The 26,582-nt window shown below is 44.2% G+C and carries 21 protein-coding genes, 1 pseudogene and 1 riboswitch; of the genes and pseudogenes, 17 read left to right on the top strand and 5 right to left on the bottom strand.

Annotated elements, in window-relative coordinates; translation table 11 throughout:
* Position 1: 1 nt before the first annotated feature.
* The 4 genes and pseudogenes from GKZ89_RS11040 to GKZ89_RS11025 all read right to left on the bottom strand — a co-directional run.
* Positions 2-331 carry a DUF3243 family protein gene (locus GKZ89_RS11040; RefSeq protein WP_155112458.1) on the bottom strand — a complete coding sequence of 110 codons (330 nt, stop codon included), beginning with the start codon at positions 329-331 and terminating at the stop codon, positions 2-4.
* Positions 332-430: 99 nt separating this feature from the next.
* A complete protein-coding gene (locus tag GKZ89_RS11035) occupies positions 431-1,099 on the bottom strand; it encodes a DUF1129 family protein (RefSeq protein ID WP_162356730.1) in 669 nt (222 codons plus the stop codon).
* A 2-nt stretch (positions 1,100-1,101) separates the two neighbouring features.
* Positions 1,102-1,428: a PadR family transcriptional regulator gene (locus tag GKZ89_RS11030; RefSeq protein ID WP_155112456.1), complete on the bottom strand. Its 327-nt coding sequence runs from the start codon at positions 1,426-1,428 to the stop codon at positions 1,102-1,104.
* A gap of 248 nt (positions 1,429-1,676) precedes the next feature.
* Positions 1,677-2,483 (bottom strand): annotated as a pseudogene (locus GKZ89_RS11025) (EcsC family protein); the annotation flags it as partial.
* A gap of 170 nt (positions 2,484-2,653) precedes the next feature.
* On the opposite strand from GKZ89_RS11025, the gene GKZ89_RS11020 reads away from it, so the two are divergent.
* The 6 genes from GKZ89_RS11020 to GKZ89_RS10995 all read left to right on the top strand — a co-directional run bounded on the left by GKZ89_RS11020 (position 2,654) and on the right by GKZ89_RS10995 (position 9,420).
* The gene (locus GKZ89_RS11020) at positions 2,654-2,833 is read left to right on the top strand and encodes a DUF3970 family protein (protein ID WP_162356728.1); all 180 of its coding nucleotides are present in this window, start codon (positions 2,654-2,656) and stop codon (positions 2,831-2,833) included.
* A 3-nt stretch (positions 2,834-2,836) separates the two neighbouring features.
* A complete protein-coding gene (locus GKZ89_RS11015; RefSeq protein WP_155112454.1) occupies positions 2,837-3,379 on the top strand; it encodes a GNAT family N-acetyltransferase in 543 nt (180 codons plus the stop codon).
* Positions 3,380-3,423: 44 nt separating this feature from the next.
* Positions 3,424-4,797 carry a class II fumarate hydratase gene (gene fumC / locus GKZ89_RS11010; protein WP_155112453.1) on the top strand — a complete coding sequence of 458 codons (1,374 nt, stop codon included), beginning with the start codon at positions 3,424-3,426 and terminating at the stop codon, positions 4,795-4,797.
* Positions 4,798-5,032: 235 nt separating this feature from the next.
* Complete coding sequence (locus tag GKZ89_RS11005; RefSeq protein ID WP_155112452.1) at positions 5,033-6,517, top strand: UDP-N-acetylmuramoyl-L-alanyl-D-glutamate--2,6-diaminopimelate ligase; 1,485 nt, start codon at positions 5,033-5,035, stop codon at positions 6,515-6,517.
* Between the two features lie 105 nt (positions 6,518-6,622).
* The gene (locus GKZ89_RS11000; RefSeq protein ID WP_155112451.1) at positions 6,623-7,783 is read left to right on the top strand and encodes a D-alanyl-D-alanine carboxypeptidase family protein; all 1,161 of its coding nucleotides are present in this window, start codon (positions 6,623-6,625) and stop codon (positions 7,781-7,783) included.
* A gap of 383 nt (positions 7,784-8,166) precedes the next feature.
* Positions 8,167-9,420 (top strand): cation:dicarboxylate symporter family transporter, encoded by a 1,254-nt coding sequence (locus GKZ89_RS10995; RefSeq protein ID WP_155112480.1) that lies wholly within the window; start codon positions 8,167-8,169, stop codon positions 9,418-9,420.
* Between the two features lie 37 nt (positions 9,421-9,457).
* Here GKZ89_RS10995 and GKZ89_RS10990 read toward each other — a convergent pair whose 3' ends face one another.
* Positions 9,458-10,873 (bottom strand): amino acid permease, encoded by a 1,416-nt coding sequence (locus GKZ89_RS10990; protein ID WP_155112450.1) that lies wholly within the window; start codon positions 10,871-10,873, stop codon positions 9,458-9,460.
* 102 nt (positions 10,874-10,975) lie between these two features.
* Positions 10,976-11,154, bottom strand: a riboswitch (Lysine riboswitch).
* 197 nt (positions 11,155-11,351) lie between these two features.
* Here GKZ89_RS10990 and GKZ89_RS10985 point away from each other — a divergent pair.
* The 11 genes from GKZ89_RS10985 to GKZ89_RS10935 all read left to right on the top strand — a co-directional run bounded on the left by GKZ89_RS10985 (position 11,352) and on the right by GKZ89_RS10935 (position 26,575).
* Positions 11,352-11,549 carry a twin-arginine translocase TatA/TatE family subunit gene (locus GKZ89_RS10985; protein ID WP_155112449.1) on the top strand — a complete coding sequence of 66 codons (198 nt, stop codon included), beginning with the start codon at positions 11,352-11,354 and terminating at the stop codon, positions 11,547-11,549.
* 225 nt (positions 11,550-11,774) lie between these two features.
* Positions 11,775-14,138, top strand: a complete 2,364-nt coding sequence (locus tag GKZ89_RS10980) for a glycoside hydrolase family 10-like protein (RefSeq protein ID WP_155112448.1) — start codon at positions 11,775-11,777, stop codon at positions 14,136-14,138.
* 270 nt (positions 14,139-14,408) lie between these two features.
* On the top strand, positions 14,409-15,734 hold the full coding sequence (locus GKZ89_RS10975) for an ABC transporter substrate-binding protein (RefSeq protein ID WP_155112447.1): 1,326 nt from the start codon (positions 14,409-14,411) through the stop codon (positions 15,732-15,734).
* Positions 15,735-15,804: 70 nt separating this feature from the next.
* The gene (locus tag GKZ89_RS10970) at positions 15,805-16,752 is read left to right on the top strand and encodes a carbohydrate ABC transporter permease (RefSeq protein ID WP_155112446.1); all 948 of its coding nucleotides are present in this window, start codon (positions 15,805-15,807) and stop codon (positions 16,750-16,752) included.
* Between the two features lie 17 nt (positions 16,753-16,769).
* Complete coding sequence (locus GKZ89_RS10965) at positions 16,770-17,594, top strand: carbohydrate ABC transporter permease (RefSeq protein WP_155112445.1); 825 nt, start codon at positions 16,770-16,772, stop codon at positions 17,592-17,594.
* Positions 17,595-17,619: 25 nt separating this feature from the next.
* Entirely contained in the window at positions 17,620-18,978 is a 1,359-nt protein-coding gene (locus GKZ89_RS10960; protein WP_155112444.1) for an FAD-dependent oxidoreductase, read from the top strand.
* Positions 18,975-21,533, top strand: coding sequence for a glycoside hydrolase family 38 N-terminal domain-containing protein (locus GKZ89_RS10955; protein ID WP_155112443.1), 2,559 nt, complete (start codon positions 18,975-18,977; stop codon positions 21,531-21,533). The genes GKZ89_RS10960 and GKZ89_RS10955 overlap by 4 nt, the downstream gene beginning before the upstream one ends.
* A gap of 33 nt (positions 21,534-21,566) precedes the next feature.
* Complete coding sequence (locus GKZ89_RS10950) at positions 21,567-23,243, top strand: ROK family protein (protein WP_155112442.1); 1,677 nt, start codon at positions 21,567-21,569, stop codon at positions 23,241-23,243.
* Positions 23,244-23,388: 145 nt separating this feature from the next.
* Complete coding sequence (locus tag GKZ89_RS10945; protein ID WP_155112441.1) at positions 23,389-24,351, top strand: acetylxylan esterase; 963 nt, start codon at positions 23,389-23,391, stop codon at positions 24,349-24,351.
* Position 24,352: 1 nt separating this feature from the next.
* Positions 24,353-25,879: a DUF4127 family protein gene (locus GKZ89_RS10940; RefSeq protein WP_155112440.1), complete on the top strand. Its 1,527-nt coding sequence runs from the start codon at positions 24,353-24,355 to the stop codon at positions 25,877-25,879.
* Entirely contained in the window at positions 25,880-26,575 is a 696-nt protein-coding gene (locus tag GKZ89_RS10935) for an N-acetylmannosamine-6-phosphate 2-epimerase (protein WP_155112439.1), read from the top strand.
* The last annotated feature ends 7 nt before the right edge of the window (positions 26,576-26,582 follow it).

Genomic DNA, 26,582 nt, shown 5'->3' with positions numbered 1-26,582 from the left:
CTCAGTCTTTATCTTTCACAAGGTTCACGAGTACATGGGATAGGTGATTGCGCTGTTCTTCGTTCCCTGCCTGCCATAACTCCTTCAAAAGGTTTTCTTCGCGGTTTCTTGGCTCCACGTTGTTCGCCAGATACTCCGCCGTTATTTTGGCGGCTTTTGCCAGCATGTCTTCACTCATGCCAAGCTTTTCGCCCTTGCTGACTTTGCTGTGCAGGTAAGATTTAAATTCCTCAAAGTCCTGCATCACCTGGTCCATCTCTTCTTTGCTCATCCGGTCCATCTGACCTTCAATTTTCTCCTGATGAACCGCAGTATCCTTTTCGAATGCCATTTTCATCCACCTCCTGCGAGATTAGTATTGTTATAGCCTTGCAGGAGGGAGAGTAAACAGGGATTTCTTTCGGAATGTGCTATGAAATGTCAGAGCAAATTATAATCTTCTTTTTAGAAAATAAGAAAATCCGAATGCAGCGGCAGCGGCAGCGGCAAGAATGTACCATTGAACTTGAGCGTACGGTCCGGTTTCCGGGATGAAAAAACCGGCAGCGATTACGATACCCGCAGCGAGAGCTCCAAACAGTCCGCCTTTGACAGCGGTCAAGACTTCATTATTCTTTTGCTTGAAAAGAGATCGCTTGATCAGTTTGAAGATAAACGGGACTCCTGCTGAAACGCTCAGTAAAATAAGCAGAAGCATGATAGACGTTTTATAGATATAAAACCGCTCGGCAGGCTGCCCCAAAAAGAATTGGATAACTGAAGCTAAACTTGTAATGCTCAAAAACCATCCCGCCAGATTGAAGGCAATGCTCAGTCCGAATTGAAAGACGTCTTTTTTGTCTTCCTTTGGGATGAAAGCAATCATTTCATCAGCATACGTTTTTGGGTCAGCGCCGAAAACCTCGCTTGCCGTTTTACCCTCAGACTGTGCATCAAGCAGATGGTCGAGGATTTCCATTAATAGTTCTTCTGTTTTTTGCTCGGAGAGGGAGAGCTGGAGACGGAGATAGATGAGGAAATCTGAGTAATACTGTTCGTTCTCCCTTGTAAGGCGTTCCCTTTTTTCATTATTTAGTCCGATGAGCTGTTTAGCATGCAACGTTACGACCCCCTGTTTAGTATTTTTGTAATTGGTGCTGAGAGCTGATTCCATTCGTCAATAATCATTTGCAGGGCCTGTTCTCCCTCTTCCGTTAATTCATAGTATTTGCGGCTCGGCCCTGAAGGGGAAGGGGCCATCTTTCCAATAATCCATTTGTTTTTCTGCAGCCTCAGCAAAACCGGATAGATGGTTCCTTCACTGATTTCACTAAGCCCGGCAGCCTGCAGTTTTTTTGACAGCTCATAGCCGTAGATGGATTCCTCCTTAATAACAGCGAGGATACAGCCCTCGAGAATTCCTTTTAGAAGCTGACTTCGAGCGGACATGGCAACTCTCCTTTCTGGTATATTGTAATACAAGATACCTCTTTAAAAGAAAAGCTACCTTGCTATGCAAAGTAGCTAAAATCATCATAATCTGAAGATTAGTGTTTGTCAATTACTTCCTGCGAAAATTCTTTTTCTTCAGCTTTCAAGTCTTTCGGCTTTTCAAGTTCTGCAGCTTGTAAATTTTCCGGCTTCTCAAGTTCTTCAGCTGGTAATTCTTTCGGCTTCTCAAGTTCTGCAGCTGCTATTTCTTTCGGTTGTTCAAGCTCCTCAAGTTTTTCAAAAATCCTCCGCTTCTGATAGAGCATGGTTCCGGTTTCGGCAAGCTCTTTGATCATGGAACGGTTTGTAAGAGCGCCGAAGATCATGCCGGCGATCGGGATCATTTGAAGGAGCTTTTTGATTCCGTACGTATCTCTGTAGGAGTAGACGACTTCGCGCCAGCCTTGGATCTGGGAGAACACTTCAGACCGCCTTCCCTTGTTTTTGTAATCAGCCAATTCGTTCAGGATGGCCTGCTTTCCTACGATATCGGCAGATGCAAACTGGAGGCATTTAACGATAAAGATCCGTTCTTCCTTTTTATTCGGGTCATATCCATGGGTGATGGCGATTTCCTGAAGGGTTTTAAGCGAAAGACCCAATACAACAGGAATGTCGATGGCAAGTGTGAAGGCACCGCCAAACCCGGTCGAAGCACCCTGGACAGTGGCGAGGTTTCCGCGTGTCTCTCTGATGTCCAGGCACACTTTTTTCATATCTTCGACAGAAGCCCCGGCAGCATCTTCGATGGTTTCAATCTGCTTTCCGGATTGTGCGGCCAGCTTTTTCAGCATCATTTTTTCCTGAGTTAAATATTTTCCTCCGGATTGCACATAGTTGCCGACTTCATCCAATAGTACGCCAATTTTCTTCTGAATAAAGGCAGGGGTTACTTTATCGAGCAGTTTAAAAGGAAGCCGGGTGATTTTTTCCCAAAACCAGAGTCCTTGCTGGTCCTTTTCCCATTTTTCAATTTCTTTCAATGACTGGTGCAGCGATTCTTTCGTATCCATGTGTCAGCTCCTCTGCTAAGGTTTTCCTGTACTACGAAACGAAATCGGAACAGGTTTCATTTACCTTTAGTATACCTGTGTTTAAGAGGGTACCAAACCAACTTTCTCTGGACAGCGTAAGGTGCATCCGTTTAAGATGATGGAATCATAAGGTAAAGGAAAGATGAAATGTGGCACAGGTACGCTTAATGGGAAACAAGGAAGAGCTGGATGCGCTGATCCGCTCCTTCGAAAAAAATTATACGGTAAGCTATACATCAAAAGAGTACGGACGGACAAATCCTAAATACAAGTATTCAAAGGATCAGAGAATTTATTTGGAGCTTACATTGAAGCCTTCAGGAGATTGAGAAATGAGAAGAGCAGGGAAACGAATTTTCATCAGGGATCTTGAGGAACGGGACGCGGAGATGCTGTATCCGATCTGGTCGGACAGGGACGTAGTCCGCTATTTGAACATGGAGGCTGCCGCGACAATAGAAGAAGTGCGCTCCATGATTTATATGCTCCGTACTCTCTCAGGAAAAAAGAAGGCTTTCCGTTATGCGATTGCAGACAGGAAGACCGGCTGTATCATCGGGACGTGCGGGTTTAATGAGTGGGATAATGAAAACAAGCGCGGTGAGATCGGATATGAGCTGGGACAGGGCTATTGGGGCAAAGGCTATATGCAGGAAGCTCTGTACATGATGCTGAGCCATGCTTTTCAGGAGATGAAGGCGAACCGGATTGAAGCGAAGGTCCTCCCGGAAAATAGTTCGTCCATCCGGCTGCTTGAGAAACTGCAGTTTCAAAAAGAAGGACTGCTTAGAAAATACGAAAAGATCAATAAAAACTACTGTGATGTGCTAATGTATTCTCTTTTAAAAGAGGATCAGCCCTTTCTTGCGGATTAGGGATCTGCTTCAAAGGGGAAATGAAGGATGGGAGGGATGTATGAATGGAAACAAGACTGGAAAAAGACACGATGGGGGAAATTGAAGTACCTGCAGATAAGCTGTGGGGTGCACAAACACAGCGCAGTAAGGAAAACTTCAGAATCGGAACAGAAAAAATGCCGCTTGAGGTCATCCATGCTTTCGCTATTTTGAAAAGAAGCGCAGCGATAGCGAACGAACAGACGGGCAAGCTTTCGAAAGAAAAGGCAGATGCCATTGTCCGGGTTTGTGATGAGATCCTGGAGGGGAAATGGGATGATCACTTCCCGCTCGTTGTCTGGCAGACCGGGAGCGGGACACAAAGCAACATGAATGTGAACGAGGTGATCGCCAGGAGAGCGAATGAATGGCTCCGGGAAGGCTCGATCCATGCGAATGATGATGTAAACATGGGGCAGAGTTCGAACGATACGTTTCCGACAGCGATGCACATCGCCGGATTGAAAGCGGTTAAGGACCAATTGATTCCGGCTATTGACCAGCTTCATATAACCCTGAAAGAAAAATCAGAGCGATTCGGGGATGTCGTTAAAATCGGACGGACCCATCTTCAGGATGCCACACCGATCACGCTGGGCCAGGAAATCAGCGGATGGGCATATATGCTCGAAAAATCGAAAAGCATGGTGGAGGAGGGTGCCTCCCATCTTCTTAATTTGGCTGTCGGCGGGACGGCTGTCGGAACCGGCATTAATGCCCACCCGGAATTCGGTGACAGGGCTGCCGCTGAAATCGCCAAATATACCGGCTTGCCATTCCTGTCTTCGGCAAATAAATTCCATGCGCTGACATCCCATGATGAAATGGTCTATGCCCACGGAGCGATTAAAGGACTGGCGGCCGATGCGATGAAGATCGCGAATGATGTCCGTTTTCTTGCAAGCGGGCCAAGGTGCGGGATCGGTGAACTGTCTATTCCGGAAAACGAACCAGGGAGCTCCATCATGCCTGGAAAAGTGAACCCCACCCAAAGTGAGGCGCTCACGATGACGGCTGTTCAGGTGATGGGAAATGATGCCGCGATCGGTTTTGCTGCAAGTCAGGGGAATTTTGAACTGAACGTATTCAAACCGGTCATCCTGTATAATTTCCTTCAGTCTGTCCGCCTGCTCTCAGATGCGCTGATTTCCTTTAACCGGCATTGCGCTGCCGGCATTGAACCGAACTACGAAGTAATCGAATCGTATTTGAACGAATCCCTCATGCTGGTCACTGCGCTGAACCCGCATATCGGCTATGAAAATGCTGCGAAAATTGCTAAGCATGCCCATAAAAACGGACTGACCCTTAAAGAGGCAGCAGTCGGGCTGAACCTCCTTACTGAAGAGCAATTTGACGAGTACATTGTTCCGGAAGAAATGACCAGACCGAAATAAAACAAAGGCTGCCGGCGTCAGGGCAGCCTTTTTTAATTGTCCTAGTCATTAAAATGTTAACTCCTTCCAGATATAGTGCTTTTGATCTTCCAGATAATAACGGAAGCGGAAATTACCGATCGGGACAAACTATACAAAAAACAGATGCGAAGGCTAGAAAATGCAGACGGGTTTCGAACCATTATGGAAGACAGGCCGCATGATGGCTAATAGATAAAATGAAGGAGTTTACCCCATGAATCTGCACCAATTACTTTTATCTTCAGCGATTTTTCCCCAGCATGTCCGGAATCTGAAGGAAAACATTGAAATTACAGGGATTACCTCTGACTCAAGATGTGTCCGGCCGGGAGATTTATTCATTGCCATCAGCGGCTATGAAACGGATGGGCATGAATACATCGAGGCAGCTTTACAGGCGGGAGCTGCAGCAGTGGCAGGAGAAACACCGCAAACAGAACTGCCAGTTCCTTATATCCGGCTCGAGGACAGCCGGAAGCAGATGGCAGCACTTGCCGTCTCCTTTTACGGCAACCCGCACACAAAACATAAAATGATCGGAATTACAGGCACAAACGGCAAAACCACTACCGCCTTTATGCTTAAGCATATATTGGAATGCGCGGGACACAGCTGCTCGCTTTTCGGTTCGGTTGCGAATTATATAAATGGAAAGTGGTACACTGCCTCCAATACAACCCCGGACAGCCTGGAGCTTCAGAAGCTGCTGTATGGGAGCAGGGATGAATTCGCTGTGATGGAGGTCTCTTCTCATGGCATCAGCCAGCATCGGGTAGAAGGGGTGGAGTTTGATTACGCCCTGTTCACGAATCTGGACCAGGACCATCTCGATTTTCATGAAACGATGGACGAATACTTTGATGTCAAATCGAAGCTTTTTAAGCAGATGAAAAAAAACGGAACTGCCGTAATCAATACAGACAGCAGCTGGGGAGAAAAGCTTTATGAAAACACAGCGGCTGCCGGCGGCAAAGTACTTGCCTTCGGTGAGAACCTGCAGGCCGATCTGATCCTCTCCGATTGGAAAACAAGCGATTTCCCTGCTGCTATTTTAAATGAAAGCGATACAAGAGGCCATTTTATGCAGCTCTCTACACCCGGGCTTCACAATGTATACAACGCAGGCCTCGCTTTTCTGACTGCATTGGAAATTGGAATTGAACCCAGAGTGATTCAGGACGCGCTGATGAATTTTCCGGGTGTTCCCGGCAGAAATGAAGTGTACAAGCGGGAAGGCCGGCCTTCTGTCATGCTTGACTATGCACACACAGCAGAGGCCCTTTATCACTGTCTGAAAACGGCAAAAGAGTGCGGAGCGGAACGGGTCTATCACGTATTCGGCTTTAGAGGAGGAAGAGATGAATCCAAAAGAGCCGATATGATTGGAATATCCGCCGATTTAAGTGATGGCTACGTTCTGACCTCTGATGATTTGAACGGAATGTCGGATGAAGACCAGATTCAACTTTTGCAGACTCTGCAAAACCAATATGGAAATGAAAAAGGAAGCATTGTTACGGACAGGCCGCTTGCGATCAGAAAAATGATTTTGCAGGCTTCACCGGGGGACTGGGTGGTCGTTACCGGAAAAGGAGCAGAGGCTTACAAACAGAGTTTCTCGCTGCCTTTTGCTTCAGATGGGGAAACCATCCGCTATCTGCTGGATGAGGACCCTCTGGAATATGAAAAAACCGAATAACGGCAATGGAGCCTCTGATAGAGGTTCCTGTTTTATTTAATGCCTGTTTTCCATTCGTTTACAAACTATACATATTATTGAGAAGGCAGCAAGGAGAATGCAGCGATGAAGTATATACTGATATTAACGATCCTTTTACCGGTCTTTTTGCTTCTTCCGTCTATGCAGGTGAAGGCGGGCGAAACAGATTTGGAGCTTCAGAGTGAATCTGCTGTGCTGATCGATGCGAAAACCGGCAGAGTACTGTATGAGAAGAACAGCAAAAACAGCATGTATCCGGCGAGCATCACCAAAATCGCCACCGCTATTTATGCGATCGAACAAGGACATACAGAGGAAGAAGCCGTTGTGAGCAAAGAAGCAAGGAACACAGAGGGAACGAAGGTTTTTCTGGAAGAGGGTGAGCGTGTCCCGGTAAAACGCCTCATTCAGGGAATGATGATTAATTCAGGGAATGATGCAGCCGTTGCGATTGCAGAGCATGTCAGCGGAAGCACCGGCAGGTTTACGGAACAATTAAATGATTATTTAAAAGCCCGTGTCGGGGTAGAGCAGACAAACTTTGTGAATCCAAACGGCTTATTTTCTCCCGAGCATCAGACGACAGCAGCCGATATGGCGAAAATAACCCGGTACGCCCTTAAGAATGAAGAGTTTGCTGAAATATTCGGGACTAAACAGTTGAAGTGGAAGGGCAAGTCGTGGGATACCACCATTTTTACCCATCACAAAATGATGAAGCAAGATCCCTATGAGGGAGTAACAGGAGGAAAGAACGGCTTTGTGAGCCAAGCCGGCTATACACTGGTTACTGCGGCAGAGCGAAACGGTCTTAATCTGATTGCCGTTACGCTGAAATCTGCAGACAGCAGTGGATCGTATAAAGATACGAAAAGCCTGCTGGACTTCGGCTTCAGCAACTTTGAAATGAAGAAAATAAGTCCGGATGCTGCTTTGAAGAACAGCCGGAACGGACAGCTTCAGCTGACCAAGGAAGTATCCTATGTGAAGAAGAAGCTTGAAAAGACCTCTACTGAGATTACGGATACGAATCACCTTGCAATAAAAGGGGAAGATGGTAAAGTGATTGCCACTGCAAAACTAACATCAGCTGAACCGAAATCCCAAGGGTTATCGGTCCCATCCGAACGGGAGGACCAGCCTTTTTCTCCGCTGACCTTTGCAGCCCCGGCAGCTGCGCTGCTTGGAGTCTGTATGACGGTTATCCTGATCCGCCAGGCAAGACGGCCTTCAAAAAAATGGTGAGGACATGGTCATTCATCTCCCATTTCTCCGCAAAATCTTCACTGCTTTAATAGACTCAGATGATTTATGCCTTCTTAATAGAAAACACCAGTCTCCTAAAGGCTGGTGTTTGAAGGCTATAGCAGAAGCACGTTGATGAGCAGCACTAAAAGCCGCCCATTCGTGCTTCTTTTTGGTTTGTTTAAATAGGTCTTTGACTAATATGCCTCTTATATATTTTATTAGAATATTTAAATTTATCTTACTAATCCCGTTTTACTAACGATAAGCTTAAAAAATAGGTAGAAAAATATATTGTAAAAAACTAAAATTTACTTTAAGATTGTGTACTATCCGTGTTCAAAGAGTTGCAGCTTATCACCCTTTTGTCCCATTTTCTTCTATTGAAAAAAATAAGTTTGGCTGGGCAAATATTAATCGGGCTGGCACTGGGAATTGCAGTAGGAGCCATTTTCTATGGCAATGAGGCAGTAGCAGGTTATTTGCAGCCAATAGGAGACATTTTCCTTCGGCTGATTAAAATGATCGTCATTCCGATCGTCATATCCAGTATAATAGTCGGCGTTGCAAGTGTAGGAGATACGAAAAAGCTTGGAAAGCTTGGCGGAAAAACCATTATATACTTTGAAGTAATTACGACCATTGCCATTATTGTCGGCCTTCTTTCGGCTAATTTGTTCCAGCCTGGCGCTGGAGTAGATAAAGAAGGACTTCAGAAAACGGACATTGGGAGCTATGTAGATACAGCTGAAGGCGTGCAGAGCCACGGCTTTGCAGATACGTTTGTAAATATCGTTCCATCGAATATCTTCACCGCATTCGTGGAAGGGGATATGCTTGCCATCATTTTCTTCTCTGTCCTATTCGGTTTGGGTGTAGCGGCAATTGGAGAACGGGGAAAACCGGTTCTTGCATTCTTTCAGGGTACAGCAGATACGATGTTCTACGTGACGAACCAGGTGATGAAATTTGCTCCATTCGGAGTGTTCGCCCTTATAGGAATCACTGTTTCTAAATTCGGTTTGGATTCTTTGATTCCGCTTGGAAAACTGATGATCCTCGTTTATGCCACAATGATCTTCTTTGTGGTTGTGGTACTGGGGATAACAGCCAAAATAGTGGGTGTGAATCTGTTCCATATTATTAAGCTATTAAAAGACGAATTGATTCTTGGGTTTTCAACATCAAGCTCCGAAACGGTCCTTCCGAAAATTATGGAGAAAATGGAGCGCTTCGGATGCCCGAAAGCCATTACTTCGTTCGTTATTCCTACAGGCTACTCATTCAATCTGGATGGTTCGACGCTTTATCAGGCACTGGCTGCTATTTTTATCGCGCAAATGTACGGAATTGATCTGAGCATTACCGAGCAGCTGACGCTGATGCTTGTGCTGATGGTCACTTCTAAAGGGATTGCCGGAGTTCCGGGAGTGTCGTTTGTCGTTCTGCTTGCTACACTCGGAACAGTAGGCATTCCGGTTGAAGGGCTGGCGTTCATCGCCGGGATTGACCGTCTTCTCGATATGGGCCGCACCGTCGTTAACATCATCGGAAACTCACTCGCTGCTGTGGTCATCTCTAAATGGGAAGGCGAGTTTACACCCGTCCCTCTTGAACAAGCTAGAAAAACGGCATAATAAAAAAAAGCGTCCGGCTTCGGACGCTTTTTTCGTTCTATTCATTAACCGTTTCTTGTGCCCTGCTTCCTTTCCTGTTCAGAAGCGGATAAATCGCAAATCCGATCAGGAACAACCCGATTCCGAGGAAGAAGGTTTTCAAATCAGAGGTACCTGAAACAATAACATACACGCTGTATAGAAGAGCAAGAGAGGCAATGATCCCTTCCCGTACTCTGGAACCTTTTATTTCATTGAATGTTTCTCCTTTGATCACCAGTTTCAAATAATAAACAGACGAAACGAGATAAGGAATTAAATAAGCAAGGGTTGCAGAGGTTGTGAGGAACGTGTAAGCCTCACTGATCGTGCCGGAAATCACGGAAAAAATGAACAGCTGGGACATGATGTTCGTTACTGTCAGAGAGAATACCGGGCTTCCCTTTTTATTGTTTTTCCCAAAAGATTTAGGGAAAATGCCGGATTTAGCAGCCTGGTAGGCAACCTCGGAGCTCATCAGAATCCAGCCAAGTGTTGATCCGAATAAGGAGACGAGAGCAAGTACAGCCATCGCTGTCCCGCCGCCCTCTCCCAGGAAGATGGCGAGAACATCTACAAACGGTTTATCCGATTGCATAAGTTCCTCTCTTGGAATGACGCCCATTGTTAAAAGAGTCGTAATCATATAAATGGCCAGTGCTACAAATAATCCGAAGATGGTGGCCTTTTTGACATCAGACTGTGATTTGGCCCGTCCTGATAAAATGACAGCCGATTCAATTCCCACGAATGCCCACAGTGTGGAAACAGCTGCGAGCTGAACCTGCTTGAACAGCCCTTGAGATACCCCTGCATCAGATTCGACTGCGAAATACCATTCGCCTGTGCTGATCCCCTGAAAAGCGAACAGTGCAGCCCCGATAAAGAGCATAAATCCGATGACTTTTGAAGCAGTAGCCGCAAAGTTCAGACGGCCGGCTGCGTTTAAATTGTTAACAAGAATGGTATGAGTGCCCCATAATAGTATGGTACAGACGATAAATGTAATCAGCCGCCCTTTTTCGATATCCTGGGAACCAATCGTGAAAAGAACAGCCGGATCCTTCATAACTGGAAGGAAAGCGGATAGATAACCGGCAAAACTTGTAATGATGGCCACGTTGCTGATCCAGTTGGCTACCCAGTACCCCCAGACCATGCTGAAGCCTGCTATCTTCCCGGACTTTTCCGACCGGAACATATCCTTCGCATAGCTTTGCGGGCCTCCGGTTAAATGCGGCTTGCGGATGGAAAGATTTCCAAATACAAAGGCGATCATCAGTACGCCCAGCCCGGTAACAAGCCAAGCGGAAGCGACTCCCATCGGACTTGCCATTTGAGCGAGTGTGCTTGGCAGCATAAAAATACCGGATCCGACCATGTTGCCGATCACAAAAGCAGACAGGAGCCAGAAGCCCCATTTTTTTTGTTCCATACGTGTAATCCTCCTATTGTTTTTGGAGGAAGGATGAGAGAATGACAAAATAAAAACACATGGCCTGGCCATGTGTTTAATCAACATAGTCGCCTCAACCTATCTCCTGATAGCGCTCCGCCATATGAATACAGCGGCAGTCCTGGACTTATTCAGTACAGGCCCAGCAGGACAGCAGTTGGTTCCGTCCAAGCTTCGGCACCTCTTCCTTTCTCCAGTCTTCACAAGCTCCAACAGCTTCAAACAGGATACTGATCATCGGTGCAACCTCTACCTCACTGAGATATGTAGTGAGGATTTATAATATTCAATTGCGATTCCTGCATATAATAAATGATTTTCCCCCATCCGTCAACGGTGCAAATTGGATTTCCCCCGAGTGAATGGAAGTCAGATATTTCAAAGAATTCGCTTGGAATAAATGGTCACATGCCCTATAATTTAGATAAGAGACTGTTAGACAAAGGGGTTTTATGAAATGGGCAGTTTAGGGTTTGGGGAAATTTTACTCATATTGGTCGTCGCACTGCTGCTGTTCGGGCCCAAAAAGCTTCCGGAACTGGGAAAAGCAGCAGGGAGAACACTTCGTGAATTCAAAAATGCCACCCGCGGAATGATGGATGAAGATGATGAGAAGCAAGGCAAGAAAGCAGCAGATGAGCGCTTAAGGCCGTAATAGATAAAACCAGCCGGAGTAAGATTGCCGGCTGGTTTTTTTATCTTTTTATTAAAGATAAGAATATGAAAATAATTTTCTATAATTTACTTAAAAATGAAATTTTTTTAAAATCAGCTTGTTTGTTCTCGGGAAGACATTTAGTATTAGATATTGAAAGCGCTATCACGAACCGCTCTGTTCCTCTGAGATATTTGCGCTACTAACCGAAAAGGAGAACAAAGAATGAACAAAAAAACGAGAGTCATAACCGGTTCTGTCCTTGTTTCAAGTCTTGTATTATCCTCCCTTGGGTTAACGGGAAATGCAGCTAACGCCTTGTCCAATCGGCCGGTAAATGTCATGACAGTTGAGGATCAATCGGGGGATCGGATGGCGATTAGTGGTGTTAACCAGCTGGCTAATGACAATAAGCTTATCGTGTTCAATGATGCTTTCAGCTACTACACTGAAACGAGAAAAGGAAGCAAAGAAGCAATATTAGAAAAAACCGGCCTGAATGAGTACAAAGTAGTCAGGCAAACTGATGGGGACAGTGCCATTCCGGAAAGTGGATTAGTCCTTTCAACGGGAACTGCTCCATCTGCTGAAGCTTCAAAATTTATATCTCAGTTAAGCATAGGGGAGACCATCAAGTTTTATGAACCAGTAGAAAAATCTCAGGAGAAAACCGCGGCTGCTGTTGATCCAACCCGTATTTCTAATCCCGCAGGCGCTCCTTTTGATGGATTTCGGGGCCCTGACCAATTAATTGTTTACACCCCTGCATTTGGTGATTCAACGAAGACCAATCAGTACGGATACGAAATTACGGTAGAAAATGGATTTGTGACGAAGCTTGGCGGCGGAGGTTCAAAGATACCGAAGAATGGGTTTGTTGTAAGCGGACACGGCATTGCTTCACAGTGGATTTCTGCTAATTCGATCATCGGGGCAAAAGTATCTGTCGATGTGAATGGGTTAGTAAAAATAACGCAGGATGTAGACAGTTTTGCTTTCCAGAGTGAACAGGCGATTAATCAGGCAAAAGCTTCAGTTGCTAAAGCAAAAGCAGAATTTATTGATGCGGATCTGCCAAATGCAGAGCTAGCCCTCCAATTAGGACAGGAACTTGTTGCAAAAGCAAAAGCGGAAACAAATCCTGCTGCAGCGCTTGATTTTACCCGCCAGGCGACCCAGGCTGCTTATGACGCATACTACTATTCTCTCCCTTCGCATACAGCTGAACAGCGTGCGATTTGGTACCGGCCCGAAGAGACAACGCTAGAGGGAGTCAAACAGGTATTGGATCGGATGGAGAAAGCGGGCTTTAACTCCGTGTATTTGGAAACAACCTTTCATGGATATACGATTTATCCAAGTAAAACAATGGAGTTGTATGGTTTGCCTGCACAGCATCCGAGATTCCAAAATGCTGATTACGCTCAGTACGGAAAAGACTTGCTGAAAGCCTACGTGAAAGAAGGAAAAAAACGAGGTCTCTCGATTCAGGCATGGACAGACGGCTTTATGGTTGGCGAAAGCAGTTTAGGGACACCTTCCCAATTTGCTGAATATCCAGATTGGGCAGCCATTCAGAGGGATAATGTAACGGGGAAACCTGCTCCTGATTCATCAAGTAAATACTACTGGCTGGATATTGCTCAGCCTGAAGTCCAGCAGTTTATGCTTAACATCTATAAAGAGATGCAGACCAATTATGATATTAAAGGGCTTAACATTGACTATATGAGGTATCCTCATCACTCTTTTGAAAAAAGTTACGGATTCAGTACCGAGGTTCGAAAAATGTATCAAAACGAATCCGGAATCGATCCATATACGCTCGATCCAAAAATGGATCCGGAACAATGGGAGCAATGGACAAAATGGCTTCAGGCCAAAGAGAATGAGTTTGTAGAAAGCTTACATGATCAGTCGAAGCAGTTGAATCCCAAATTTATGATGACAGCAACACCAGAGCCTGGACCAGAAGCGGCTCTTATAAGCGATTGGAAGAATGATATCGACGGAGTGATTCCACAGGCATACGGACATGATTTCAACAGCATTCAAAAAACGGTCCAGGACAGCAAAAAACTAATGCCTGATGGGACAATGTATTACACGGGAATTTATTCGTTTTATCATCACTTAAGCGAGATGGCAAGCGTAGATGATGTCATGTCCGCCAAATTTGGAACTTCTGGTGTCAACATGTTTGCATTCGGACAGGCAAGCGCTCCGTCTGTAGACGCTCTTGGTAAAGGTCCTTGGCGCGAAAAAGCTGTAAATCCAGGGGAAGAACCTATTTTGGCTGCATATACCGTCTTGAAAAAAATGGACAAACAACTTACGTCCATTTACTTAAAGCAAGGGGCTGTAAGTAAAAAAGAAGCGGATCATTTGAAGCAGGGGATCCGGATCATGAGACTCGCAGTACAAACAAATCCCCATAAAAGCTCCCAGGCATTTGATTCGTTTGTTGACTATACATCTTCACTCATTGAAAAAGATAAAATAAATCCTTTTGCAGGAGAAAGGATGAAAGAACAGGCTGAGGAAGCTTCTGGCTGGGTGGAATATGCAATAAAGCATCAGAATTTATAAAAAAGAGTAAACAGGGCTGGCTTTACATCTCTCAATCTAAGAGATTTCTAAAGCCAGCCATTTTTTTGAACGCGCAATGGTTCTTAATTAGGGATCAAAATCTAAATGGCTATTCTCACTAAAACTGTTTTAGAAATTAATTTTCAAAATAAAAATAACTTGTGAAATAATTTTACAAAAGGATTGAAAATTATTTACAGCCCTTGTATGATGAACTTAAGTAAAGAAAAGGAAACGCTTTCAAAATGTGATTGAGGGGGAGTAGGAGTTATGGGTAGATGGACAAAAAAGGTTGCAGCAGGTTCTATTGCAGCAGCACTTTCACTAAGCTTGGCAGCTTGCAGCGGGAAGGAAGAGGCTTCAGGATCTGGTTCCAAGTCTGAAGAATTATCCGGGAAGGTAACTCTTTGGACAGCATCATTAAAAGGAGAGCCTTTCGATACATATTTTAAGAAACTCGAAACAAACTTTGAAAAGCTTCATCCTAAACTGGATTTGGTGATTGAAGATATCCCTCAGAATGAAATGGAACAAAAAGTGCTGACTTCCCTGACAGGTGGAGATGTTCCAGATGTTGTAAACCTGAATCCTCATTACATGTCGAACATTGCAGCTCAAGGGGGCCTTCTTGATTTGACAGATATGGTCAGCGATGAAACAAAGAAGTCGTTTGTTGAAGGACCGTATGAATCAGGGATGTATGACGAGAAGTTATATGCGCTGCCTTGGTACTTAACAACCACTGTCTCCTGGTACAATGGCAGTCAATTCGATAAAGCAGGCATAAAAGAATTGCCTAAAGATACACAAGGAATCTATGACACTGCTAAGGCTGTAACGAAAGCAACAGGAAAACCATCTTACTATCCAGTCGTAAATGATGGGAATACGATTATGGAAAAAATGGTATCCCTTGCAAACGGTGAGCCAATTGTTAAAGACGGCAAGGCTTCATTTGAAGAGAACCAGGAGATACTTGAATTTTTCACTCTTACTCAAAAAATGTATAAAGAAGGCTTAATTCCGCAGGAAGCCGCAGAAGGTTCCCTTAATACAGGACAGCAGCTGTACATGGCAGGGAATGCATCTTTCCTTGAAGGAGGAGTGACGTTCCTTGGACCGGTTGAATCCGGTGCTCCAGATGTATATAAAGGGTCTAAAGCAGGGCAGCCGCTTGAATCCGGTGAAGCTCCTGTAAACGTTGCGGTCATGAACTTTGCCGTTCCGGCTAAAACAAAAAACAAAGAAGCAGCGGTCGAGCTGGCTGAATATGTAGCGAACCCAGAGAATCAACTGGAATTTGCGAAGACAGCAGGCACCGTTCTTCCGGCAACTAAGGAATCTCTTGAGGATAATTACTTCAAAAATCCGGGAGACTCACCGAAAGCACTTGGTATGCTTCAGGCCTCAGAATCGTTAAGCCGTGCTAAAGTTCTGATTCCGCCAACGGAAAACAGTGCAGATCTACGTGCAGCGACGAAAAACATCTTTGTTAAGAACCTTCAAGGCAAGCTGAAACCGGAGGTGGCTGTGAAGGAACTCGCTTCTGAATGGAATAAAGCCTTTGAGAAATCCGGTGAGAAAGTAACCTTCTAAATGTGTTGAACAAAAGACTAGCTTTGTATTCTTAAAGGCTAGTCTTCATTTTTTGAAAGGGGATCCTAAAATGAACAAAGAACCTGCTATTCTTCAAAACATCCAAACTAAAGCAGAACCCGTCCCCAGAAAGAAAAGACGCTGGGGAATGAAACTGCTGACACCATGGCTATTTTTGCTTCCTGCCATTTTGATTCTCGGGATTTTTCTGGTTCTTCCGATTCTGGAAGCTTTTAAATGGAGTTTCCTGGATTACAAAATCATTGCAGATACTGGAGAGTTTGTTGGACTGGAAAATTTCAAGGAGATTTTCACCGACGATAACTTCTGGCTGGCCCTCATAAATACGCTCGTATTTCTGGCCATTGTTCTCCCTATGAATATATTCCTTCCGATGGTTCTTGCCGTCCTTGTAAATCAAAAGATTAAGGGAGTCGGTATATTCCGGATCTTATACTACCTGCCGGTCATTACACCAATGGTCGTAGCAGCCCTTATGTGGAAAATGCTGTACTCTCAAAGCGGATTGATTTCAAAATTTCTTGTTTCACTTGGAGTGTTTGATTCTCCAACCAACCTGTTAGTTCAATCTTCTACAGCTCTTGCAGCTGTAGCTGCAATTACAGTTTGGAAGGGCCTTGGTTATTACATGATCATTTATTTAGCAGGTCTGCAATCGATTCCAAAGGATGTCTATGAATCAGCAAGCATTGATGGGGCATCGCTCTTTCAACAGTTCCGGCATATTACGGTTCCTATGCTGGTACCTTCTGTCACACTCGTTTCTGTTATGACGATTATTGCAGGTATGAAGGTGTTTGAAGAGATCGCGCTCACAACAAACGGCGGACCATCAGGTGCGACAACTACGCTGGTTATGTATATTTATGACAAGTTTAAAAGTCTGGATGTAAGCATTGCTTCCGCAGCAGGTCTTATTCTGCTGTTGCTCGCCATTGCAGCATCTCTCTTGCAAATGAAACTGACAAGCAAGCGAGAAGATGATTTAAGAGCATAAAGAGAAGGAGAGATATGATGGAAAAGAGACGCTTCAGTGAAAAAATTGGCGCTTATGCGGTAATGCTTTTCATTACCCTTATAACGGTAGGCCCTTTTCTTATTACGCTGTTCATTGCTGCCAAGTCACCAAGTGAAGGCATCTATGAAAATATTCTTCCTGCCGATCCAACGTTGGGAAATTTTCTAACGGCCTTTGAAAAAGCCAATTTCGGTACATATTTTTTGAATACAGTTGTAGTTACAGCAATTGCAATTCCCTTAAACCTGCTGTTTTGCAGTCTAGCCGCCTATCCGCTGGCACGGATGGACTTTAGAGGACGCAGTGTTGTGCTCGCTTTAATTATTTCTACAATGATGGTTCCTTTCCAGCTGTATATGGCTCCTCTTTTTCAACTGGCGGGAGAGCTTGGATTGCGTAATACACATATAGGTTTAGTTGTTATGCAAGTATCTACGGCATTCGGGATTTTCCTGATGCGCCAAGCATACTTAAGAATCCCAAAGGAGCTTGAAGAGTCTGCTTATTTGGATGGTGCGAACAAATTTAAAGTCTGGTACATGGTAGCCATGCCGCTAGTAAAACCGACCCTCGTGACCCTTGCAATCTTTACATTTATGGGAACATGGGGCGATTATTTATGGCCGCTGATCAATTCGACGGAAAGCAGCATGTATACACTTTCTATAGGGCTGGCTCAGCTGTCTCAGAACTTTGATGGGTCTAACTTAAAGCTTGTCAGTGCAGCGTCAATTCTGACGACAATCCCGACTTTGCTGATTTTCATTTGGCTCCAAAAGTATTTCATATCGGGTGCTACAGATGGTGCGGTCAAAGGATAAGAATCGATATCAGGAGGCAGAACGGATGGACACACTATCTTTTTTTGGACGGAACCTGCCCATTCTTTATAAAGCTGACTGTGTCGTAGCAGGCGGCGGAACTGCAGGTGCAGCGGCTGCCATAGCTTCGCTGGAGGAAGGTCTGCAGACGGTTGTGGTTGAAAAAACAATTTCTCTCGGCGGGACTCAGACAAATGCACTGGTCTCACCGATGATGCCTACTTATATGAAATGCAGTCGGGTAAACCGATTAATTATTGAGAGATTAAGCAGGGAGAACATTCAAACGGATGATGGAACGACAGCATGCAGCTGGTTCAATACTGAATCGTTGAGTTTCGTATTGGAGGAGCTCATCGCAGAGCGCGGAGGCAGCATTTTATATGATGCGAATATCGTTGACTGCATCAAAGAAGGCAGCAGAATTACACACCTGATCATTAACACCTGTGAGGGTCTTGCCGCAGTACAGGGCAAAACGTTTATCGATGCAACGGCGGACGCGCTTCTTTCACGTATGGCAGGAATCCCGGTTGAATCCGGCAACGATAACGGAAATAACCAGCAAATTTCCTTCCGTTTCGAGATGGCAGGTATTGATATCGAAGCTTTGAGGAGTTTTTTGCTCTCCAAAGGTGAGGCTTTCTGTAAAATCGAAAATCCAGCTTTCTTTGAAATTGCGATGGTGCCGGGTAAAGGGCACGTTCTGGAATCCTTCTTTCGAAAAGGATTGGAAAACGGAGATTTGCTGGAAGAGGATCTGCGTTACTTTCAAGCCTTTACCCAGCCTGGAAAAGCTGGGGTCATGTCGTTTAATTGTCCGCATATCCCGGGTATCCATCAGACAACAAGCGCCATCCTCCGATCTCAGGCTGTTACAAAGGGCCGGGAAATGATTCACAGGTTAACCCGGTTTTTACCGGACTACATCCCGGGATTTGAACGTGCATTCTTAGTGAAGGAAGCGTCTCAGCTTGGCATCCGGGAGTCTTATCGAATTGTCGGACAATATGTGTTAACGGAAACAGACTATGTCCGGAAAGCCAGATTTCCTGATGGAATTGCAAGGGGCGACTGGTATATCGATGTACACAGCACGGCAGCCGAACGGGTGGAAGAAGTAAAGTTTTCACGCGGAGAATATTATGAAATTCCCTATCGTTCATTGATCACAAATGAAATTTGCAATTTGATTGCCGCAGGAAGGCATATCTCCAGTACATTTTTAATGCAGGCCTCCCTAAGAATTCAGCCTACAGTAAGAGATGTAGCAGAGGCGGCAGGAATTGCATGTGCTTACTCGGTTCGGAACGGAGTATGTCTTAATCAATTAGACGGAGCAATCATAAAACAGCGGCTGGGGATAGCGGAGGAGCAGCGATGAAATCTATAACTGAAGTTCATGTCTTAAATCATACTCACTGGGACCGGGAATGGTATGAATCGTTTGAAGAGTTCCGCTACAAGCTTAGGAATGGTATGCGTTATGTGGATGAACTGCTTTCTTCCGGAAGAATTGAATCTTTTTTTCTGGATGGTCAAACCATTGTTCTGGAAGATTATCAGGAGATTGTCAGCGAGGAAGAGTATGCACGGTTCACTGCATGGATTCAAAAAGGAAAAATAGAAGTTGGACCATGGTATCTTTTGGCAGACGAATTTTTAGTATCAGGTGAATCCATAGTGAAGAATCTGGAGACAGGCATAAAAAAAGCAAAAGAACTGGGCTCATCATGGAAGATTGGATATTTGCCTGATACGTTCGGCCATGCAAGTCAGATGCCGCAAATTTTTAAGGGGTTCGGAATTGATACAGCCCTAGTTTGGCGCGGTGCTGTCTCGGACCGATACGAAACAATGTGGGAGGCACCGGATGGAAGTGAAGTGTTTACTTTTGTGCTTCCGTTATTTGACGGCTATTACCAGACCTTTTTAAAGCACGAAGATTTCATGGATAAAGCAAGAGACTATCTTGAAAAAAACAACCCCTTTTTGACCTTTGGAAAAGCTTTGTTTATGAATGGGGCGGATCATACGTTCACCGCAAGCGACTTACATAAACGATTGGAAAAGTTGAATGAAACCTTCCCTGGTATTACCTATAAGCAGTCCCTTATGTCTGAGTATATACAGGCTTTTGAGGGAAAAAAACCTGTACGGAAAATATGGGGAGAACAGCGTGATTCCTCTAAGATTTTTATTCTCCCGGGTGTTTACTCCACTCGTTCTTACCTGAAGAAGCATAATCAAATGTGTGAGGATGCGGCGATAGGAACGATGGAAGCAATAAATGCGTGGACAAACGGACGCACAGACTCGAGGCATTTTATCGACTATGTCTGGAAGCTGATCCTTCAGAATCAGCCCCATGACAGTATTTGCGGATGCAGCATTGACGAAGTCCACGAAGAAATGGAAACGAGGACCAGGAAAGTACTGAGCGCGATCAGCCAATTTGCCAAGGATACACTTAACGATGAATATCCTTTTGAATATTTGGACGAGAAAACCGAAAAGCGATATCTGTACGCTGTCAATAATACTCCGATAGAGGATGTATACAGGGTAAGAACGGAATTAAGAGTTCCTGCTGCCCTTGACTTAGGAGCGATTAAGCTGTATCACCTCGATACAGAAATCCCTTTCGATGTAATAAACAGAGAAGGAAAGGAAGAGTTCCTGAGACACATTCTTGCGGAGCCCCATTACGCGCAGTATGCCGTCTATGATGTGGAATTCATGCTCCCATTTGCAGGGGTGGAAACGAAACGAATTACGGTTGAGATGGAAGCCTCAGAAACAAAGGTTATTGAACATGCTGCATCAGATTTTATAGAAAATGAATTTTATAGAGTTGAATGGAATGATGGCGGACTAATTATCACGGATCGGGAAACCGGGACAGTGTATGAAAATCAGCATGTATTCATATCAACATTGGATGCAGGTGATACATACAATTACTCCCCCCCTATAAATGACCGATTAAGCCAGTCAACATTGACTGCGGTTACCGATATAAAAAAGGGGAAGACAGGACAATCAGCCACCCTTCATTATGAAATGGCAGTTCCGGCCGCTTTAAACGCGAATCGAACAGGTCCAAATGAAGAGACAGTCCTAAATAAAATGACTGCGGTCATCAAGCTGTATACAAAGAAACGGCTCGTTTCATTTCACACAAAGATTTACAATCAGGCGAAAGATCAAAAGCTTCGAATCGGGTTCGCTACAGGAAAGACGGATAGAAGCTTCGCTGACACTGCCTTCGATCTGATCGAACGATCTACACTCCGGGAAAAGGTCATGGATGCCCCTCACAATAAGGAAGCAGTTATGAACCAGTATCCAACCTATTCTACCGTCATCGCAAATAAACATCAGCTTATACAGCGCGGACTTCAGGAATACGAAATTGACCAGTTGAACGGAGAAGATTATGCGTTTCTCACAGCTGTCCGAAGTGTCGGGTGGCTCTCAAGACGGGATCTTCGAACAAGGGGTAACGGAGCAGGGCCGGGCTTTGAAACTCCGGGAGCCCAATGCATTGGAACGTATGAATTCGAGTATGGACTGATTCTCGGACAGCAGCACCATTCACTGAACGAGGCCAAATGGCTGCGTCAGCCTATACTAACTCAGCAATCGGGTGCATTTAAAAAAGAAAATAGATTATTTAAGCAAACTTCATCGAATATTGTATTTTCATCCTTTATTCAAAAGGAAAAGGATTCAATTGATATCCGGCTGTTTAATCCCTCATCTGAAGTGAACACCACGGAACTTCATTTTGGATTTGAGCCTGAGTTGATTACGGAGGTTGATTTTTTAGGCAAAACCTTGAAAACATATGAAGCGGCTTCAATTACGGCCGTTTCGTTCAAGCCTAAACAAGTTAAAACGATTCGCATAAAAAAAAGAGAGCATAGTGAAGACTAGTCGCTCCTGCCATAGAAAAGAAGGTGATAACCGATGAGGAAATTTATAGCATTTGATATTGGCGGGACGTTAATTAAATATAGTGTCCTTCTGGAAGACGGAACATTTGCAGCAAAATATGAAGTGGAAACAGATGCTCACCTCGGTGGTGCAGCTATTGTTGAAAAAGTAAAAGACTATGGAAAAAAACTTGCAGACGAGCATGATATCAATGGTATTTGTATTAGCACAGCGGGGCAAGTGGATTCAAAGGAAGGAAGTATTTTATATGCTTCCTCTCTCATACCGGAATACACCGGTATTCCACTGAAAAAAGAACTGGAGAACTTTTTTCAATTGCCAGTTGAAGTAGAGAACGACGTAAATTGTGCGGGCCTGGCTGAATCGTGGATCGGAACTGGGAAAGATGCGAAAAGTATATTTTGCCTGACAATCGGCACCGGTATCGGTGGGAGTTATATCCTGGATAATAAGCTTCATACAGGGCATAGCTTCAGCGGAGGAGAAATTGGTTACATTCCAATTGAGGGAAGCCAGCTGCAGGAACTTGCTTCGACACGCATTTTGATTCAGAACGTTGCAAAGTTAAAAGGTATCAGTGAACAGGATATTGACGGAAAGGAAATCTTTAATCTGGCATTAGCAGGAGATAAAGTGTGCATCGACCAGATTAACCGTCTTGTCTATTACTTATCGAAAGGCATTGCAACAGTTGCTTATATGATGAATCCAGAAATGATCATCATCGGTGGCGGGATCACTGCCCAAAAGGAATATCTGTATCCGCTGATCATGGAGCAGCTCGGTAAAGATCTGATACCGGCCATACTGAATAAGACGCAGATTGAGATTGCTAGAAACTTAAATGATGCTGGCATGATAGGGGCACTCCGCCACTTTCTTCTGCAGGAATCACTTCAGCCCCTTAAAAGTATGACGGCTATTATAGAATCAAACATGCATAAATTAACGAAAAGGGAGCAAATGATCGCAAACTTTATTATTTTGAACCTGGAAGCAGTTCCGAATAAAACGATTTCAGAAATGTCCAGACAAATTAATGTTTCAGAGGCTACAATTACAAGGTTTTGCCAAAAACTTGAATTTGGATCGTATAACAAGCTAAGGCTTATGGCAAAAGAAGCAACAGTGAGTACCAGAATATACGAACCTGCAAACCCATCGTACTTGACGGATGTAAAACATTCTTACTTGAACATGCTTAAAAAATGCGACAGCTTATATGATTTAGCGGATATTCAAAAATTTTCAAACCAGCTGCTATCAGCAAAACAAATTTTTCTATACGGAACGGGAGAAATGTCAATGGTCGCCAGTCAGCTGAAGTTTAAGCTGATGAAGCTTGGGATTGCAGTTGATACGTTTTCGAGCAGTTATGAAAGAGAAATGTCTTCCTATGCCTTGACACCCGAGACCGTTGTAATTGGATTATGTACCACAGGGTATTCTTCTGACATAGTGGGGATTATGGATAACGCAAGGAGCAGGGGAGCTGTAACGATTGGCATTACCGGTCAGCAAGATTCTCCTTTAGCAAGGGCTTCAGATGTAAAATTGCTTATCCCGGCCGCTGAAGAGATAGAGGGAAACAGCAGCTCTCTAAGTGAAGTGTCCGCATATTACCTGCTCGATATTGTATTTAAAAACATGCAGGAAAATCAAATAAAGGAATTAAACCGGAAAGTATAAAGCGATGCTAGTGAATTAGCATGTGAGCTTCGGTACCGAGAAGGTCTGCTGTCTATTCTTTTTTATGAGGTGGCTAATCCATTCCGCTTACAGCGGATAAGTAATGCCTTCTCCTGCATCTTAACGCTGATTTCGGGGAGAAATTATGAGCCTTTTTGATATGCCATTCGAAGAACTTGAGGAATATAAACCATCACAGACTAAAAATGATGATTTTGATTTATTTTGGAACGGCAGAGTGAAAGAAAGCAGGTCTCAGCCGCTCAATATAAAGATCAGTCCGCGTCCTTACTGGGTAGAGGGGATTAATTTATATGAGGTTTATTTTGACGGTTTTCGAAATTCAAAGATATATGGATTATATGTGCATCCTCTAAAGAGAGAAGCGGGAATGCCTGCTGCTGTTATTTTCCCAGGGTACAATTGGAATACCATTCAGGCCCATTATGCTTTTAAATATGCGGTACAAGGCATACCTGTACTTCTGGTTCAAGTCAGGGGACAGAGTATCCAATCTCCTGATTTGAATTTTTACAGCAATGGAGGACCATCAGGATGGATGACACAAGGAATTTCAGATGCTGACCAATATTATTACAGTTATGTTTACATGGATGCTTTCCGGAGTATAGATGCCATCAAAGAAATATCAGGCAGCACAAAAGTATTTTTAGAAGGAGGAAGCCAGGGCGGAGCGCTTGCAATTGCTGTTGCTGCCCTTCAGCAGGATATCTTGTTTACTTGTGCAGATATCCCTTTTCTTTCCCATATCAGAAAGTCTGTTGAATTGGCAGCTGAAGGACCATATCAAGAAATTCAGCATTATTTCAGAGTGCACGATCCTCTGCACAAAACAGAAAAAATCGTTTATGAAACTCTTAGCTATATAGATTGCATGAATCTTGCAGGAGGCATTGGTTCTCCAGTCATGATTGGTATTGGTCTTGAAGACAACGTGTGCCCGCCATCCAGCGGATTTGCTTTATATAATCATCTATCCGGGGAAAAGCAGATTAAAGTCTATCCGGAATTCGGACATGGTCTATCTCCAATTCATGAAGAAGAGAAGTTAAAGTTTGCTGCATCTTTCATTAAAGGAGGATCTTAGTATGAAAATTCTATATATACCGATTGATGAACGCCCTTGCAATATAGAATACGTTCAAAGAATTGCGCAAACTTCTTCTCACATTAAGCTGATTTGCCCGGATAAAAAACGATTGGGAAGAAAGAAAGAGGCAGCAAACGCAGATGGTTTATGGAAATGGATTGAAGATAACGTGGCAACTGCGGAGGCTCTTATCCTCAGTATAGATATGCTCCTTTATGGCGGTCTGCTTCCTTCCCGCTTGCATCATCTGACAGAAGCAGCGAGCTTAAACCTGGCAAATCGATTGCGAACGATTAGAACGAACTACCCGGACCTGCCAATTTATGCTTCAAACTTAATCATGCGGACTCCAAGTTACAGTTCCAGTGATGAAGAACCTGATTACTACGGGCAGTGGGGACGCGAACTGTTTTTGCGTGCTTTTTTACAGGACAAACAGAGCCGTACAGGCCTTCTGGAATCAGAAGCTGCCCAGCTTTTCAAAATTTCATCTGTTCTCCCTGCCGAATATATAAACGATTATGAGAAAAGGCGAGAGTTCAATTTGAAAGTCAATATGCTTATGCTTGACCTGATTGAGGAGGGCGTTTTAACCTTCTTGGCTTTTCCACAGGATGACAGTGCGGAATATGGCTATACAGCTATTGATCAAAAGGAAGTTTCAAAAAAGCGGGAAGATCTGCGGCTTTATAACAGAGTTCATATCTATCCCGGAGCAGACGAAGTTGGTGCCACATTGCTCACTCGCGTCTATAACAGCATAAAAAAGCAAAGGCCCAAAATATACCCTATATGGAGCAGCACTGCCGGGCCAGAGCTCATTCCATTGTATGAAGACCGGCCTTTTGCGGAAAGCATGAAAGCGCACATCCTTGCTTCTGGCTGCGCTTTGGCCAATTCCCCGGATGATGCCGATCTTATCCTTGCTTATAATACTCCAGGTCGGGTGATGCAGGAGTCAAGGGAACAAGTGCAAAAAGATATATCCTATAGCAGCTTCCGCAATATGCTTATGTTTACAGAACAAATCACGGACTTTGTGCAGGCAGGTAAAGGTGTTATCGTTGCGGACTCCGCTTATGCTAATGGAGGGGACAAAGAGTTAATTGCTTTATTGGATGATGCCCAAGTGCTCGACAGACTGCTTTCGTATAAAGGCTGGAATACAAACTGCAATACTCTAGGCACAACCATCTGTCAAGGTGTACTAGCGGATAGAAGAAAAACCGAGTCAATTAAAGAAAATCTCATTTATCATTTACTAGATGACTTTTTTTATCAGGCTGAAATCCGGCAAGAGATGACGATGGGATTCTCAAATGAAAGCAATCTGACCTATTTTGATTTAAAAAAAGACGCTGAGCGTATCAGTATAAAACGAGATCTCCTTTTGGAAGAAAGATTTACTGGCTTTATCCGCTCCAGTTTTAATGATGTCAAAATTGAGCAAATCAAAACGTATGCTCCCTGGAACAGAATGTTTGAGTGTGGAATACAAGTGAAACTGAGATTCGGAGGATTATAAATGCTGGATAAAATAAAAAATGGGTTAGTGGTGTCCTGTCAAGCATTAGAGGGGGAGCCGTTATTTGGAGCCGGGATAATGAAACATATGGCAGAAGCTGCAAAGAGAGGTGGAGCTGCAGCGATACGTGCCAACGGAGCTGAAGACATTAAAGCGATAAAAGATTACGTGAATTTGCCCGTAATTGGAATTGTTAAGTCAGAGTATAGCAATTCTGATGTATACATAACACCGACTTTAAAAGAAGTGCAAGAACTTGTTGACGTCGAAGCTGACTTGATCGCGCTTGATGCTACATCCCGGCTTCGTCCAGAAGGAGTTACTCTATCACAATTTATGGAAGAGTTAACAAGTATTTTCCCGGAGCAAAAATGGATGGCAGACTGCTCCACAATAGAGGAATGCAAACTGGCGGAGAAGTTAGGCTTTGATTGTGTAGGAACAACTCTATATGGCTATACGGATGAAACGAGCGGCAAAATGCTCTACGATGAGGACTTTAAATTTTTAAAAGAAGTTATTTCAAATGTAAACATTCCCGTGATTGCAGAAGGCAACGTCCTTACCCCGGAAATGGCTGCAAAAGCAGTAACCTATGGAGCGCATGCAGTAGTAGTTGGCGGGGCGATAACCAGGCCGCAGCAGATAACAGACCGCTTTGTTAAAGAAATTTTAAGCAAAAGGGAGATTCAGTAAACGAAAA

It is taken from the genome of Metabacillus mangrovi, from assembly GCF_009711125.1.
Classification (GTDB): domain Bacteria; phylum Bacillota; class Bacilli; order Bacillales; family Bacillaceae; genus Metabacillus_B; species Metabacillus_B mangrovi.
This window is presented reverse-complemented; position numbering and strand designations above follow the sequence as displayed.